13 protein-coding genes are annotated in these 15077 nt (G+C 39.4%); 4 read left to right on the forward strand and 9 right to left on the reverse strand.

Annotated elements, in window-relative coordinates; genetic code table 11:
- Nucleotides 1-54: 54 nt before the first annotated feature.
- From ftsX to FC84_RS01055, 5 genes are all read right to left on the reverse strand, one after another.
- A complete protein-coding gene (gene ftsX, locus FC84_RS01035; RefSeq protein WP_057754024.1) occupies nt 55-942 on the reverse strand; it encodes a permease-like cell division protein FtsX in 888 nt (295 codons plus the stop codon).
- A complete protein-coding gene (gene ftsE, locus FC84_RS01040; protein ID WP_057754027.1) occupies nt 920-1636 on the reverse strand; it encodes a cell division ATP-binding protein FtsE in 717 nt (238 codons plus the stop codon). Before ftsE ends, ftsX begins: the two co-directional genes overlap by 23 nt.
- A gap of 17 nt (nt 1637-1653) precedes the next feature.
- A protein-coding gene (prfB, locus tag FC84_RS01045) for a peptide chain release factor 2 (protein WP_151425823.1) occupies nt 1654-2770 on the reverse strand; the annotation gives its coding sequence in 2 pieces (ribosomal slippage) (nt 1654-2697 and nt 2699-2770; 1116 coding nt in all).
- A 100-nt stretch (nt 2771-2870) separates the two neighbouring features.
- Nucleotides 2871-5234, reverse strand: a complete 2364-nt coding sequence (gene secA / locus FC84_RS01050; protein WP_057754032.1) for a preprotein translocase subunit SecA — start codon at nt 5232-5234, stop codon at nt 2871-2873.
- A 203-nt stretch (nt 5235-5437) separates the two neighbouring features.
- On the reverse strand, nt 5438-6277 hold the full coding sequence (locus tag FC84_RS01055) for a MurR/RpiR family transcriptional regulator (RefSeq protein WP_057754035.1): 840 nt from the start codon (nt 6275-6277) through the stop codon (nt 5438-5440).
- A 142-nt stretch (nt 6278-6419) separates the two neighbouring features.
- Between FC84_RS01055 and gnd the strand changes: the two genes are divergently transcribed.
- The 3 genes from gnd to FC84_RS01070 are packed head-to-tail and all read left to right on the forward strand — an operon-like array spanning nt 6420 to nt 10308.
- Entirely contained in the window at nt 6420-7316 is an 897-nt protein-coding gene (gene gnd / locus FC84_RS01060; RefSeq protein WP_057754038.1) for a phosphogluconate dehydrogenase (NAD(+)-dependent, decarboxylating), read from the forward strand.
- Nucleotides 7317-7372: 56 nt separating this feature from the next.
- Nucleotides 7373-8935, forward strand: coding sequence for a gluconokinase (gene gntK / locus FC84_RS01065; RefSeq protein WP_057754042.1), 1563 nt, complete (start codon nt 7373-7375; stop codon nt 8933-8935).
- Nucleotides 8936-8955: 20 nt separating this feature from the next.
- A complete protein-coding gene (locus FC84_RS01070; RefSeq protein WP_057754045.1) occupies nt 8956-10308 on the forward strand; it encodes a gluconate:H+ symporter in 1353 nt (450 codons plus the stop codon).
- A gap of 69 nt (nt 10309-10377) precedes the next feature.
- Here FC84_RS01070 and hpf read toward each other — a convergent pair whose 3' ends face one another.
- The 3 genes from hpf to FC84_RS01085 form a co-directional block, all read right to left on the reverse strand.
- Complete coding sequence (gene hpf, locus FC84_RS01075; protein WP_057754048.1) at nt 10378-10950, reverse strand: ribosome hibernation-promoting factor, HPF/YfiA family; 573 nt, start codon at nt 10948-10950, stop codon at nt 10378-10380.
- Nucleotides 10951-11126: 176 nt separating this feature from the next.
- Nucleotides 11127-11714, reverse strand: coding sequence for a ComF family protein (locus tag FC84_RS01080; RefSeq protein WP_057754051.1), 588 nt, complete (start codon nt 11712-11714; stop codon nt 11127-11129).
- Nucleotides 11715-11853: 139 nt separating this feature from the next.
- A complete protein-coding gene (locus FC84_RS01085; protein ID WP_083479484.1) occupies nt 11854-13215 on the reverse strand; it encodes an ATP-dependent helicase ComFA in 1362 nt (453 codons plus the stop codon).
- A 64-nt stretch (nt 13216-13279) separates the two neighbouring features.
- Here FC84_RS01085 and FC84_RS01090 point away from each other — a divergent pair, with 64 nt between their 5' ends.
- Nucleotides 13280-13912, forward strand: coding sequence for a YigZ family protein (locus tag FC84_RS01090; protein WP_057754054.1), 633 nt, complete (start codon nt 13280-13282; stop codon nt 13910-13912).
- Nucleotides 13913-13965: 53 nt separating this feature from the next.
- On the opposite strand, the gene FC84_RS01095 is transcribed toward FC84_RS01090, so the two are convergent.
- Nucleotides 13966-15054, reverse strand: a complete 1089-nt coding sequence (locus tag FC84_RS01095) for a glycosyltransferase family 4 protein (protein WP_083479485.1) — start codon at nt 15052-15054, stop codon at nt 13966-13968.
- Nucleotides 15055-15077: the final 23 nt, after the last annotated feature.

Here is a 15077-nt window from a genome sequence, read left to right on the forward strand (position 1 = left end):
ATCAACAGCAATAAAAAAAACAACCGACAAAATTATCGGTTGGTTTTTAAAAGGTTATATTTTTAAAAAGCGTCGCATTGAAACAGCTGCGCCCAATGAACCAATTAACATGGCAATCACAATTAAAGCAATATTTAAAGGTAAGAGTAATGCATTTGGTGTCAGCAAATGATAACCAGAAGTCGTTAGTTGTTGCCCCACACCGTTATAAACAGATACATAGCCAAAATCGATAATTACTAAAGGTAGGATAGCCCCTAATAAGCCTGTCCAAGCACCTTCAAGGATAAAAGGCCAGCGAATATACCAGCGCGTCGCGCCAACTAAACGCATAATTTCAATTTCATTTTGTCGCGACAGAATCGTAATTCTGATAGTGTTCGCAATTAAGAAAATAGCCACAACCAATAATAAGACGGAAAAAGCCATCCCCCAATTACGAATACCATTCATTGTTTTAAATAATTTTTTAGTTTGAGTGCCGCCATAATTAGCTCGAGCCACATGATCTAATTTTTTGGCTTGCTTAGCAATAGCCACTGTTTTTTCTGGATCAGTTGCACGTACAACGAAGACATCACTTAACGGATTATCATCGCCATTAAACATTTCAAAAGAGTTGCCATATTGACGAACTACCTTTTTCAACTCGTTTTCTTTTGACGAAAATGTCACTTGATCAACGTGTTTAATTTTTTGTAGTTGTGCCTTTAAAGCTGCCTCTTGCCGATCCGTTGTCTTAGGTTCAATTGAAACTTGCACGCGCACATCGTTTTCAACATCATGAGATAACTTAGTCACGTTAAAGACCAAAGCCAAGGAGATACCAACTAATAAAATAGTAACTGCAACGCCACTAATTGCTGCAAAAGCCATCCAGCCATTTCGCCAAATACTTTTAAAGCTATCGTGCAAATGATTACGCATTGTTGTCCAGTTCATGAGTATATTGACCTCCTTCCTCATCGCGAACGATTTGACCATCAACTACTTCAACCACACGATGAGGTAATTCGTCAACAATTTGTTGATTATGTGTTGCCATAATTACCGTCGTACCACGATCATTAATTCGTTGGAAAATCGTCATAATTCCCGCTGAAGTTTTGGGATCAAGATTACCTGTCGGCTCATCTGCAATCACAATTTGTGGTGAATTAACAATTGCCCGTGCAATGGCAATACGCTGTTGCTGACCACCTGAAAGTTCATCAGGGAAATGATCAGCTTGGGCTTCTAGGCCAACTTCTGCTAATACTTGCGTAACAGCACTACGAATTTCATCGTTATTTTTCCCTAATACATGCAAAGCATAGCCAACGTTTTCAGCTACGGTCATTTTAGGTAACAGCTTAAAATCTTGAAAAACAACACCTAGTGTCCGGCGTAACTTGGGAACTTCACGCTCTCGTAAATGTTGCAGATCAAAGCCATTAACGGTAATTTCGCCGCTAGTTGGGACTAATTCGCGATATAGTAATTTAACTAACGTTGATTTACCAGCACCACTTTGGCCAACTAAATAAACAAACTCTCCGGTTTGAACAGTTAACGAAATATCTTTCAACGCCGCGACACCATTAGGATAATTCTTTGTAACCTCTTTTAATTTGATCGTGCCATTATTTTCCGTCATTTTCTCACCTCATCTAACTAATCGGGATTCTTCTGTTGTAATTCCCATTGTAAATAATGATAAATAAATTCATCGATATCGCCGTCCATAACAGCTTGGCCGTTTCCGGTTTCGTAATTGGTCCGGTGATCTTTAACCATTGTATATGGATGAAAGACATAAGAACGAATTTGCGAACCCCATCCAATATCTGCTTGTACGCCTTTAATCGCTGCTTCTTTTTTGCGTTGTTCTTCTTGCTTCAATTGATAAAGCTTAGCTTCCAGCATACTCATAGCTGTTTCTCGGTTCTGTAATTGTGACCGTTGCGCTTGGGAACTCACGACAATCCCAGTTGGTAAATGGGTCAGGCGAACCGCTGACGAAGTCTTATTAATATGCTGACCGCCGGCACCACTAGAACGGAAGACATCCACACGTAAATCATCAGGATTAATCTCAACTTCAATACTATTATCCAGTTCCGGCATAATCTCCACTGACGCAAAGGAAGTATGCCGACGTCCAGCGGCATCAAATGGTGAAATTCTCACCAGTCGGTGGACACCATTTTCTGAACGTAACAAGCCATAAGCATTATGGCCTTTAATCATCATTGTGACACTCTTTAAGCCAGCTTCATCACCAGGCTGATAGTCAGCAATCTCTGTTGTAAAATGATGACTAGCTGCCCAGCGCTGATACATACGTAACAACATTGAGCCCCAATCTTGGGATTCTGTGCCGCCAGCACCAGGATGAATTTCCAAAATAGCATTATTAGCGTCATATTGTTCAGACAATAAAAGACTCAATTCATATGCATGTAACTGCTCTTGTAATTTAGTAACATCAGCTTCTACTTCACGACGCAAATCAGCGTCATCATCTTCTTGAAGTAGTTCTAGACTCACTTCAATATTTTCAGCAGACGTTACTAATTGTTTGAAATTATCGTACTTTTCTTTTAAGCCATTGTTTTCAGCAATTAGTTGCTTGGCAGCTTCACTATCATTCCAAAAATCTGGTTCAACCATCTTATGTTCATTTAACGCGATCGCTTCTTCTAAGGCATCGAAGTCAAAGAGACCCCCTGAACTGCTTTATTTTGGCATTAGCTGCATTTAATTGATTTTTGATTTCACTTAATTCCATCTTTTAAACTTCCTTTCAAACTTTGCTTGCTAACTTGTTACTTTTAAAAAAGGCGCGCTCAAATAAAAAACTTTGAACCGCGCCCGTAAATTATTCAATTCTAACGCTTGATGTTACGCCGAATTTCGGCTTTCATGAACAGACGGGTTACATCGTAATCGATATCAGCGATCATTTCTTCAAACTTACGGTAACCTTCTTCTTGATACTCAACCAATGGGTTCATTTGACCATAACCCCGTAGCCCAATTGATTGTCGTAATTGATCCATTTCATCAATGTGTTGTGTCCAATGATCGTCAACGACACGTAAGATAACAACTTTTTCAAATTCAAGCATTTGTGCAGGATCAACCAGTTGTGATTGTTTATCAGTAAAGTTCTTATCTACAAAGTTAAATAACAGCCGTTTCAAATCATCTGCAGACTTACCTTGTAAATCTTCTAAACGCAAATCATTTTCAGTTAATAGGTTAGCCAATGCATAATCATATAAGGCCTGTAAATTCCATTCAGATTGTGCACCTTGGGTGTGCAAGTCAACTTGATGATCGATTGTTCGTTTCATCATTGGCTTGAGTACATCCTCTAAGCTATCAGTTGCTGAGATAACTTCCATCCGTTGACTATAAATAACTTCACGTTGTTGGCGCATAACGTCATCATATTGCAACGTATTTTTACGAGTATCGTAGTTATTACCTTCAACCCGCTTTTGTGCTGATTCAACTTGGCGTGTGATCATTCGTGATTGAATAACTTGATCATCTTCAGATAGATTTAAACGATCGAGAAAAGCTTTAATTCGTTCAGAACCAAAACGCTTCATCAAATCATCTTGCAATGATAAGTAAAATTGTGTTTCACCAGGATCACCTTGACGACCAGAACGACCCCGTAACTGGTTATCAATACGGCGTGATTCATGACGTTCAGTACCAATTACAGCTAAACCACCAAGATCAACTACCCCAGGTCCAAGTTTAATATCGGTACCACGACCGGCCATGTTAGTTGCGATAGTAACAGCGCCACGCTGACCGGCATTCATGATGATTTCTGCTTCTTTAGCATGATTCTTAGCATTTAAAACAGCATGTGGAATATTTTCCTGATCCAACATATGTGACAATAATTCAGACGATTCAACGGCAACTGTACCAACTAGAATTGGTTGACCCTTTGAATGACGTTCCTTAATGTCTGCTACTACAGCTTTGAACTTACTTTCCAAACTTGGATATAACAAATCTGGTAAATCTTTACGCACAACTGGTTTATTCGTAGGAATCGAAATAACATCCATGTTGTAAATTTCGCGGAATTCTTCTTCTTCGGTTTTGGCAGTACCTGTCATACCAGCTAGTTTCTTGTACATCCGGAAATAGTTCTGGTATGTGATGTTAGCCATAGTTTGTGATTCGTCTTCAATTTTGACGCCTTCTTTGGCTTCAATCGCTTGATGTAAACCGTCAGAATAACGACGACCTTCCATAACCCGACCAGTAAATGAATCAACGATCATGACTTTATTATCTTGAACCACATAATCGACATCAAGCAACATCACGTAATTAGCCCGTAAAGCTTGATCCAAATGGTGGTTTAAAACAGTATTATCAATGTCGTAAAGGTTCTTAGTACCGAAATATGCTTCAGCCTTCTTGATACCTTCTTCAGTTAGTGAAATTGATTTTGTTTGCCAATCAATCTTATAATCGTCTTCTTCTTTTAAGGTCTTAACGAAACGATCTGTACGAACATACATTGCTGTTGAACGTGAAGCTTGACCGGAAATAATCAACGGTGTTCGAGCCTCATCAATTAAAATTGAATCTACTTCATCGACAATAGCGTAATTTAATGGTCGTTGAACCATTTGTTCTTTGTAAACAACCATGTTGTCACGCAAATAGTCAAAACCTAGTTCACTGTTTGTTGAATAAGTAATATCGCAGTTATAAGCTTCACGTTTCTGATCCGTATTTAATTCATTTAAGTTTAAGCCAACGGTTAAACCAAGCCACTTATATAATTCGCCTAATTCTTCAGCATCACGGCTAGATAAGTATTCATTGACTGTAACAACATGGACGCCTTCTCCTGCTAAAGCATTCAAATAAACTGGCATTGTTGCCGTCAAACTCTTACCTTCACCAGTCTTCATCTCGGCAATATTACCTTCATGTAACGTAATACCACCAATGATTTGTACTCTAAAAGGATAGAGGCCTAGGACCCGTTTTGAAGCTTCACGGACAACCGCAAATGCTTCTGGAAGTAAGTTATCTAAAGTTGCGCCGTCTTTTAATCGTTGTTTAAATTCAGGTGTTTTAGCCTGAAGTTCTTCATCTGTAAGCTTAGCCATTTGGTCAGCAAGTGCTTCAACTTTATCGGCAATTTTGCCCATCCGATTGACTTCGCGTTTGTCACTTTCAACCCATGATTTTAAAATATTTGCCATTGTTTAAAAATCCTCTCTGTCAATTTATTTCGTGACTGTTGACAGTATTCAACCTATTTTAGCATTTAATGCTATTGATTTAAATAGTTTACCACAACCGCCATTAGCATAGTGGCAAATTGAACAAATTAAACAGACTTGTCATATTTAACTACACAATTATTGTTCATTTTAGCTAAAGCAAGCGCGTAATTTTAAATTTACTAATAACGTGTTTTTTGAATTGTCTTGCGAATTTTGTTTAACACGACGGAATCTTTAGCCTCTGTTTTAATCGCGGTCAGCATAAATAACGTGTCCATCAAAGAAATTTGTGCAATAAGTGCATGCAAAGCTTCTGCACGGAATTGCATTTCTTCTGCCACAGCTTGAAAAACAACATCGCCATACTGAGCTAAAGGTGACTTCAGAGACGAAGTAATGACGATTAACTTTACCCCACTCTCTCGGCCAGCTTCGGCTAGGGCTAAGGCACTCTTATCCGTCCCACTATGAGAAATAATAATCGCAGCATCTGTTTTTTTCATACGTGTCATGGCCATCAATTGCATATGAAAATCACTGGCATAACTTAAAGTTCGCTCAGTGCGCAAGAATTTATGATAGCCGTCTAAAGCAACGATGTTACTTGCCCCTAGACCAAAAAAGCCAATTGTCTTGGCCTGAGCTAATATATCAGTCGCACTTTCTAGATCGGCTTGATTCAATAAGTCCCGCGTAGCGGCTAATGCATCGATATTCGAGGCAAAAATTTTATTACCCATTTCTAAGACATTATCAGTCTCGTTAATTTCTTCAAACATCTTAGAGGCGCCCGCATCATTTTGAGTCAACGAAAAGCGCAATTCTTGAAAATTATCGTAGCCCAGCTTTTTGGCCAGCCGCGAAACAGTCGCAATCGATACGCCCGTTTCATCACTAATATTTTGCAATGACATTGTCTTAACTGTTGTTTGATGGGTTGCTAAATAATTAGCAAGTCCTTGTTCTTTTTCACTCAAAAAATTTTGATTAGCTTGTAACCGTATTTTAAAATTCGTCATCAAGATCAGCCTTTCGCCAATTTACTATTCTAATTATAACATGCACATAAAGCGTTTTGTAAAATATTTACAAACAATCTATTGACATATGTAAAATAATTACATATACTCAACTTAGAAATAACAAGCAGGAGGCTTTCTAATGGAAATTGGCATGATTGGTTTAGGTAAAATGGGGTTAAATCTGGTTCGCAATCTTAGAGATCACGATGTTGAGGTTGTCGCTTATGATTTAAACGCTAGTGCCCGCGAAACGGCAAAGGAAACTGGTGCAAAAGTTGCTGATAGTCTACAAAACCTGGTTGAACAATTACCAACACCAAAAATTGTTTGGTCAATGGTACCAGCTGGTGTACCAACAGAGAGCACGTTAACTTCATTGTTAGATCTTCTTGACGCCGAAGATATTGTAATTGATGGTGGTAACTCTTTTTATAAGGATTCTATCAAGCATGGTGAATTATTTGCTCAAAAAGGTATTCACTTCTTCGACGTTGGTACTTCTGGCGGTATGGGCGGTGCTCGTCACAATGGTAACTTCATGATCGGTGGCGATGCTGAAGTCTTTAAAACAATTGAGCCAATTTTCAAAGGAATTGCTGCAGAAGATGGTTATCTATACACAGGTCAATCTGGTTCCGGTCATTATCTCAAGATGATTCACAACGGGATTGAATATGGCATGATGCAAGCTATCGGTGAAGGCTTTGATGTTTTAGAGAACAGCGAATTTGATTATGACTTTGCTGCCGTTTCTAAGATGTGGAATGCTGGTTCTGTTGTCCGTTCATGGTTAATGGAACTTGCTCAAGAAGCATTCGAAAACGACGCTAAACTTGATGATATTAAAGGCGTAATGCATTCTAGCGGTGAAGGTGCTTGGACGGTTGAAGAAGGTATTCGGCTTCACGTCCCAACACCAGCAATTAGCAGTGCATTGATGATGCGTTATCGTTCAGAACAAGATGACACAATGACTGGTAAAGTTGTTGCAGCTTTACGTAATGGCTTTGGTGGCCATGCAGTTGATAAAAATTAAGGCCAAGCGCCTTATTTTTTAATCAGTAAATGAAAGCGTTCACGGAGGTAATTAAAATGGCATATATTATTGGTGTTGATTTAGGAACCACTAGTACCAAGAGTGTTCTTTTTGATGAACATGGTGCGCCCAAGGCTTATGCAAATATCCCTTACCCGCTATATCAAGATGCCCCAGATATGGCTGAAGAAGACCCAGAAGAAATTTTTACTGCAGTTATTAACGGTTTAACAGAAGTGATGCGTAAAGGCAAAGTAAAGCCAGGAGAACTTAAAGGTGTATCATTTTCTGCTGCGATGCACAGTGTCATTCTTATGGATGAAAATGACCAACCCTTAACTCGTGTCATCACTTGGGCGGATAATCGTGCCGCTAAATATGCGCAAGAATTAAAAGCTTCTGGTGTGGGCGCTGAAATTTTCAAACACACGGGTGTGCCAACGCATCCTATGTCGCCGCTAGTTAAATTAATTTGGTTACAAAATGAACACCCTGACTTATTAAAACAGGCTAAACATATTATTGGGATTAAAGATTATATTTTATATCGGCTCTTTGGTCGTTACGTTCAGGACTATTCTTTAGCGAACGCTACGGGTTTGTTTAATATTTTTACAATGGATTGGGACGAACAAGCCTTAAAAGTTGCCGGAATAACTCGGCAACAGCTCCCAGAATTAGTCGATACTGAATATCAAATAACTGGTCTGGACAGCGCCTATGCAGAAGTTACTGGAATTGCAGTTGATACACCATTTATTATCGGCGCTTCTGATGGTACTTTAAGTAATCTAGGCGTTAACGCTCTAGATCCTGGCGTCTTGGCAGTTACAATTGGTACTTCTGGTGCTGTTAGAACGGTCGTTGATAAACCTGTCGTTGATCCTAACGGACGGCTATTTACTTACTATCTAGCTAAAGACCGTTGGGTAGTTGGTGGTCCCGTTAATAATGGTGGTATTGTCTTTCGTTGGGTTCGCGATCAACTTTTCGCACCGGAAAAAATTACGGCTGAACAATTAAATGTGGATTCTTATGAATTGTTAACTCAAATTGCTGCTAACATTCCCGCAGGCTCTGATGGTTTGTTGTTCCACCCTTACTTAGGTGGTGAAAGAGCACCAATTTGGAACGCCAATGCTCGCGGAAGTTTCTTTGGCCTAACCCGTCAACACACTCGTGCACATATGGTTCGTGCAGCACTTGAAGGAATTGTTTATAATCTTTATTTAGTGATGTTAATGATTGAAGGGATTACTGGTAAACCTAAATCCATTCAAGCAACAGGTGGCTTTGCCCGCAGCGAATTATGGCGCCAAATGCTAGCTGATGTATTTGAACAGGACGTTAATATTCCCCAAAGCTTTGAAAGTTCTGCATTAGGCGCTGCTGTTTTAGCGATGCACAGTTTAAACATGATTGATGATCTTGCCGAAGTCCAAAAGATGGTCGGCGTTACGAATACCCATCATCCTCATGAAGAAAACTTCATGGTTTATCGTGAATTGTTACCAATTTGGATCCGCTTATCTCGTAATTTACAAGGTGAATATGATTCCATTGCTAATTTCCAAAGAAATCATCCTAATCCTAACAATCATTCCGCCAATCAAGATTAAGCCAAAGTGAGGACTAAGCCATGCAAATATTAATTTTAGTATTAGGAATTGCGCTCTTATTAACCTTAATTGTTAAATTTAAACTGAATACTTACATTTCTCTTGTTATCACTGCATTGTTAGTGGCGTTAGGTTTAGGTATGCCACCTGCTAAAATTGCCACCAGTATTCAAGAGGGAATTGGTGCCCAATTAGGCGAATTAGCACTAGTCTTTGGCTTTGGTGCCATGCTTGGTCGCTTAGTTGCCGATGCTGGCGGTGCTTACCGCATCGCCCACACGCTGATTCAAAAATTTGGTCGCAAAAAGTTACAATTAGCCGTTGTTTTGGCTTCATTTATCATTGGCATTGCCTTGTTTTTCGAAGTCGGAATTGTCTTACTGGTACCTATTATCTTTGCGATTGCTGTTGAAGCCGGCGTACCCATTCTTTACTTGGGTATTCCTATGGCCGCGGCCTTATCTGTTACTCATGGCTTTTTACCACCACATCCCGCGCCAACTGCAATTGCAACAGCTTTAAATGCACCGGCTGGTGAAGTTTTAATCTTTGGTATTTTAGTCGCTATTCCTTCAGTCTGGGTAGCTGGATCATTATTCACTAAAGTAGCACAAAAATTAATGCCCCAGGTCTTTGAACGTAAAGGTAACTTAAGTGCCTTAGGTGAACAAAAAGACTTTAAACTAGAAGATACCCCAAGCTTTGGTCTCTCAGTTCTAACCTCACTTTTTCCAGTCATTTTAATGGCAATTACGACAATTTATACAATTGTTGTTCATGATGGCATGATGCCTAAAAATATGTCTGTCTTAGACAATCTGATTGCTTTTATCGGTTCACCAGGAATTGCGATGTTAATCTCTTTGATGTTTGCTTTTTGGAGCATGGGTATTCATCGCCACATTCCTATGAAAGAATTAAATCATACCGTTGAAGAAGCCGTTAAATCAATTGCTATGCTGTTATTAGTTATCGGTGGTGGCGGTGCCTTTAAGCAAGTTTTAATTGATGGTGGCGTCGGTGATGCTGTTAAAAATATCTTTATGGGCGTTAACGTCTCACCATTAATTCTAGGCTGGTTAATTGCCGTTGTCTTGCGAGTAGCGTTAGGTTCTGCAACTGTTGCTGCCTTAACAGCATCAGGTTTAGTTCAACCGTTAATGGCTGCTGGTGGCGTTAATCCTGCTCTAATGGTCTTAGCAATCGGGGCTGGTAGTTTAGCTGCAAGTCACGTGAACGATGCTGGTTTTTGGATGTTTAAAGAATATTTCGATTTATCCGTCAAGGAAACCTTAGAAACTTGGACCGTTTTGGAAACCATTATTTCAGTCGTGGGATTATTATGCGTCCTGCTCTTAAGTCTGTTTGTTTAAACAAGCTTAACTAACCAATTAAAAAAACCTGTCTCCGAAAAAATCGGAAACAGGTTTTTTTAATTGGTTCTACTCATCAGTTTCAATTAAACCATAACGGCCATCGCGACGACGGTAAACAATGCTAGTGCCGTTAGTCTCAGCATCTTCAAAAATAAAGAAATTATGACCTAACATATCCATTTGTAAGATAGCTTCTTCTGAATCCATAGGCTTCAAAGAAACGCGTTTAGTCCGGACAACTTCTAATTCTTCTTTAGGTGCTTCTTGTTTTTCTGGTGCATCAATTGCGCCGTTTGCTGGACCTGTTAATTCAAAGTCCTTAATGCCTTTTTCGCGGTTCTTGCGATTAATCTTAGTCTTATATTTACGGATCTGGCGCTCCAATTTATCGGTAACAAGGTCCACGCTGGCATACATGTCTGGTGAAGTTTCCTCTGCCCGTAAAACAAGATATGGTAAAGGAATGGTGACTTCTACTTTAGAGGTTTTATCAGCAGGATAAACCTTTAAATTAACATGTGCGATTGAATCTGTTGGCTCCTCGAAATACTTATTCAATTTGCTGAGGCGTTTTTCAACGTAACTCCGAATTGCCTCGGTAACTTCGATATTTTCTCCACGAACATTGAACGATAACATGGTCGCTCGCTCCTTTCAAGTAACGATACTAGCCAATTATTTTTGGCTCAACTTCATTATATCGAAGCGCTTAACAAGAAACAATTAAAACGAATGATAGCCTGTGCTAGTAAGGCCGAACCACCCTATTTTTACAAAACAAAACGTCGTTAGTCAAAAGGATTGGTAACGATTAACTAACGTGCTAAAGTCAAAGATTCAATTTTGCCAATAAAACCTGCCGTGCGTAATGCTGCTCCTGCTCGCCTCAAGGTTGTGCCAGTTGTATAGATATCATCTACTAACAAAATCTTACTTTTACTTATTTTCGCAAGCGTAGCTGCTTGTGCGATAAATATTTGCGGCGCTTTAAGCCGTTCTGAGCGTTTTAGAGTTGATTGATGCCAATCGATCGCGTTACGCTTTAAAAGTGTTTCTAACGAGCATAAATCGCCGAATAACCCTACTACCGGATCAAATTGACGTTGTTGATAATGTTTATCACTAGTGGGAATGTAAGTGATTAAATAATCAGCTTGATAATAGCTTAATGCGTGGCGTAAACTGCCGGCAAACATTTGACGCAGTTGATAGTCACCGTAACGTTTATAAGCTTGGAAATAATCATGCATGGCTTGATTATAGTGAAATAATGATCGATTCGTCATTGGCATTAAGCCTTTGCTTTGATAATTGCGACAATCTTGACAAAGTTGTCTGGTTTGACCCGGCCGACAACATTGGCGACATGCCGTTGTGGGATCAATTCGCGTAAATTTACGCAAGCAATGACCGCAAATTTGATCAAGATAAAATTGTGGTGCTAATAAAAGTTCGATCAAGATAAAATTGTGGTGCTAATAAAAGTTCTTTGAGTGTATAGTGATGAATCAGTTGCTGCTGGCAAAGTAAACATCGACTCATTCAAAAACCACCTTGACGATTTAAATGCTGAATCATTTTTACAGCTCGTCTGATTTTGAGCGTATAATATTCGCTATAAAAAACAACCCGGCCATTGGCAAAATTAGCAGCACGGCCAGCTCGACCGGCGATTTGAACTAAACTAGCTGTTGTATAATTGCGATGATTCGCCGCTAGAATAAGGACATCAATATCAGAAAAAGTTACACCACGCTCCAAAATCGTGGTCGTCAATAAAACGTCCAAGCGACCCTCTCGAAAATCTTGAACCTTAGTTAGTCTTTGTTCATCAGCCGCATAAACAGTTGCCATTACTATTTTTGGTAAACATTGCTGCAAAGCTTGTGCCGTTAGTTTTAGGTCAGAAATTTCAGGTAAAAAAATTAAAAAGCGGCGGTGCTGGGCCGCCCAGTTTTGTAATAAATTTTGTAACTTGCTGGTAAATTGTTCACCGTTAAAAATTCGCCCCAGTATTAATTGCGGTACCGGTAAAGCACGACCGTGAAAACGACGTGCCAAATAATGCAGTGGTAACTGATTTTGCCTTGCGGCTAATAATAGGGACGCTGGTGGCGTTGCACTTAAATATAGTCGTTGTCCCTTTGGTCTAATGGCCCTAGCAACCGCCCGTTGTAACATAGGATCCCCCACATATGGAAAAGCATCAACTTCATCTACAATTAACAAATCAAACGCCTGATAAAAACGGAGCAACTGATGAACGGTGGCGATGATCAACTGCTCATTTTGATAACGATCATGAACTTGCCCATGCAAAAGTCCTACCGAACTTGTATTAAAAGCCGCCTTAACTCGGGGAAATAATTCGTTACAAACATCCACTCGTGGAGAAACAAAGCCGACTCGTTGACCTCGGTTAAGAAACGCAGCAATGATAGGAAAGGTCATTTCTGTTTTACCAGCACCTGTCACTGCCCACAGTAATTGTTCCGGTCGCTTTTGCTGTTCAAATTGTTGTAAAATATGATTTGCAACTTGAGCTTGGGCACTGGTTAATTGACCAGTCCAAGTCAGGCTATTAACTTGGTGTGGATATTCAAAGTGCTGGTTTAGTCGCACTAAATAATCACGACTCGTCACACGCCCCATGACTAAACATTGACGACAATAATAATAGCCAGAAGGTAAAATCTGACAAATCGGCACAATACTGCCACAACGTTGACAGATTTTTTGACCGTGTTCATCCTGAATAGCCAAAATTAATTCCAAATGACATAACTGTTGGCGCTGTTCTACCAAAATAGTCGCCACTTCATCCGGCAATTGACTAAGCAATAGTTGGCGGCCATTAAATAAAGTGCGCTCTTGCTGGATCAAGTCTTGCTCAACAAAAACCACAACAATCTCCTCTTTGATACTGAATTACTGTTCATTAATAAATACGTAAAGGAGCCGATTTCTCATCGAAAAATATCGCACAATTGCCCAGAATGGCCACACAGAATTAATCATTAAAAAATCACGTTTCATTGCAGAAATTGCTCGAATTGAAGATGAAGCAGCCGCCCAAGATTTCATCAACACCATTAAGAAAAAATACGCCAAGGCCACGCATCGTTGCTATGCCTATCAACTGGGATTTAACCAAGAAATTCAACGAATGAGCGATGATGGTGAGCCTTCTGGCACTGCTGGTTCACCTATTTTAGAAGTTTTGGAGAAACAAAATTTAGTTAACGTTATTTGCGTCGTAACTCGTTATTTTGGTGGTATTAAATTAGGTGCCGGTGGACTTATTCGAGCTTATGGATCGGCAACTGCTGCCGCTGTTGAAACTGTCGGTAAAGTTGCCGGTATTGCCCAAGATCAATATGAAATAACAATTCAGTACAATCGTTTAGATATCCTCACCCACTGGTTAGCAGAACAGCAAATTAATATTTTTGATACTCGTTATACCGATAAGGTCAGTCTTAATATTTGGCTAGATCAAGATCGTGTTCAAGAAACATTGACAGCGATGACGAATCTTCTCGCCGATCAACTTGAACTCAAAAAAATAAGTAGTGGTTTTAATGAAGTCCCTATTGCCTAAATCATAAAAAAACGTTGAACGCAAATTTCTGCATTCAACGTTTTTTATTAGTATTATTCATCGTTTAAATGATGATCATTAATTCGACCGGATAATTTTTGAGCAACTTTCAATAAGCGTAACTTGGTAATGCCAATCGCCTCCAACAAAAGTTCAACACCGACCAAAATTGCGATCGTTAATAGCACATTGCCGGCCCTTGATGATAATGGATACAATAATGAGACGAAAGAGAAAATTAAAGCCAAACCATAAATAATCAGAACAGTTTGTCGTTGGGTAAAGCCAAGCCGTAATAATTGATGGTGTAAATGGCGCTTATCTGGGCGCATAATTGGTTCTTTGTTCCACAAACGTCGAATAATAGCATAGGCAGTATCAATGATCGGAATGCCTAGAATTACAATCGGAATAATCAATGACACAAAGGTAACATTTTTTAAACCCTTTAACGATAAGACAGCAATCATGAAACCAATAAATAACGAACCAGTATCGCCTAAATAAATACTAGCCGGATAAAAATTATGAGGTAAAAAGCCAATTAACGCCGCCACCAAACAGAAAATTAAAATACTCGGATAGGCATTAGCCACATTTAAAAAGAAGAACCCGATCACACCCATTGTAAAAAGACCAATAATTGACACACCAGTGGCTAAACCATCTAGACCGTCAATTAAATTCACCGCATTAGTAATCGCCACGATCCACAAAATAGTAATTGGAAATTGCCACCAACCTAAATTAAAATTACCTACAAAAGGAATGGTTAAATTACTCATCCGAATACCTGCTAAAAAGTAAATAACGAGGCTAGCAAGAACAATACCGATTAATTTCTTCCAGGGTGATATTTCACGAATATCATCAATTATGCCAACTAACACGATGATGCACTCCGCGCAAAACACTGCAATCAACTCATGAGTAGGAAACTGATTACGCAATAAAATAAATGTCGCAAATGTAAAAGCAACAAAAATTCCCAGTCCCCCTAGTGTTGGCATTGGTTCTTTATTAATTCGACGCTGATTCGGTTGATCCTCTGCGCCTAAAACAATGGCAATCTTACGAACAAACGGTGTCACAACCGCAGCTAAAATCATAGTAAAAATGAGTTTTACAATAATCGCAAACACTGACTCACCTATTTTCAGATTAT

The organism is Lapidilactobacillus dextrinicus DSM 20335, assembly GCF_001436095.1.
In the GTDB taxonomy this organism is placed as follows: domain Bacteria; phylum Bacillota; class Bacilli; order Lactobacillales; family Lactobacillaceae; genus Lapidilactobacillus; species Lapidilactobacillus dextrinicus.

Bases quoted from the DNA above. Each gene is read 5' to 3' on its own strand.
- hpf (WP_057754048.1), bottom strand. From the start codon at position 10,950: ATGTTATCGTTCAATGTTCGTGGAGAAAATATCGAAGTTACCGAGGCA.
- ftsE (WP_057754027.1), bottom strand. From the start codon at position 1,636: ATGACGGAAAATAATGGCACGATCAAATTAAAAGAGGTTACAAAGAAT.
- ftsX (WP_057754024.1), bottom strand. From the start codon at position 942: ATGAACTGGACAACAATGCGTAATCATTTGCACGATAGCTTTAAAAGT.
- gnd (WP_057754038.1), top strand. From the start codon at position 6,420: ATGGAAATTGGCATGATTGGTTTAGGTAAAATGGGGTTAAATCTGGTT.
- FC84_RS01070 (WP_057754045.1), top strand. From the start codon at position 8,956: ATGCAAATATTAATTTTAGTATTAGGAATTGCGCTCTTATTAACCTTA.
- gntK (WP_057754042.1), top strand. From the start codon at position 7,373: ATGGCATATATTATTGGTGTTGATTTAGGAACCACTAGTACCAAGAGT.
- secA (WP_057754032.1), bottom strand. From the start codon at position 5,234: ATGGCAAATATTTTAAAATCATGGGTTGAAAGTGACAAACGCGAAGTC.
- FC84_RS01055 (WP_057754035.1), bottom strand. From the start codon at position 6,277: ATGACGAATTTTAAAATACGGTTACAAGCTAATCAAAATTTTTTGAGT.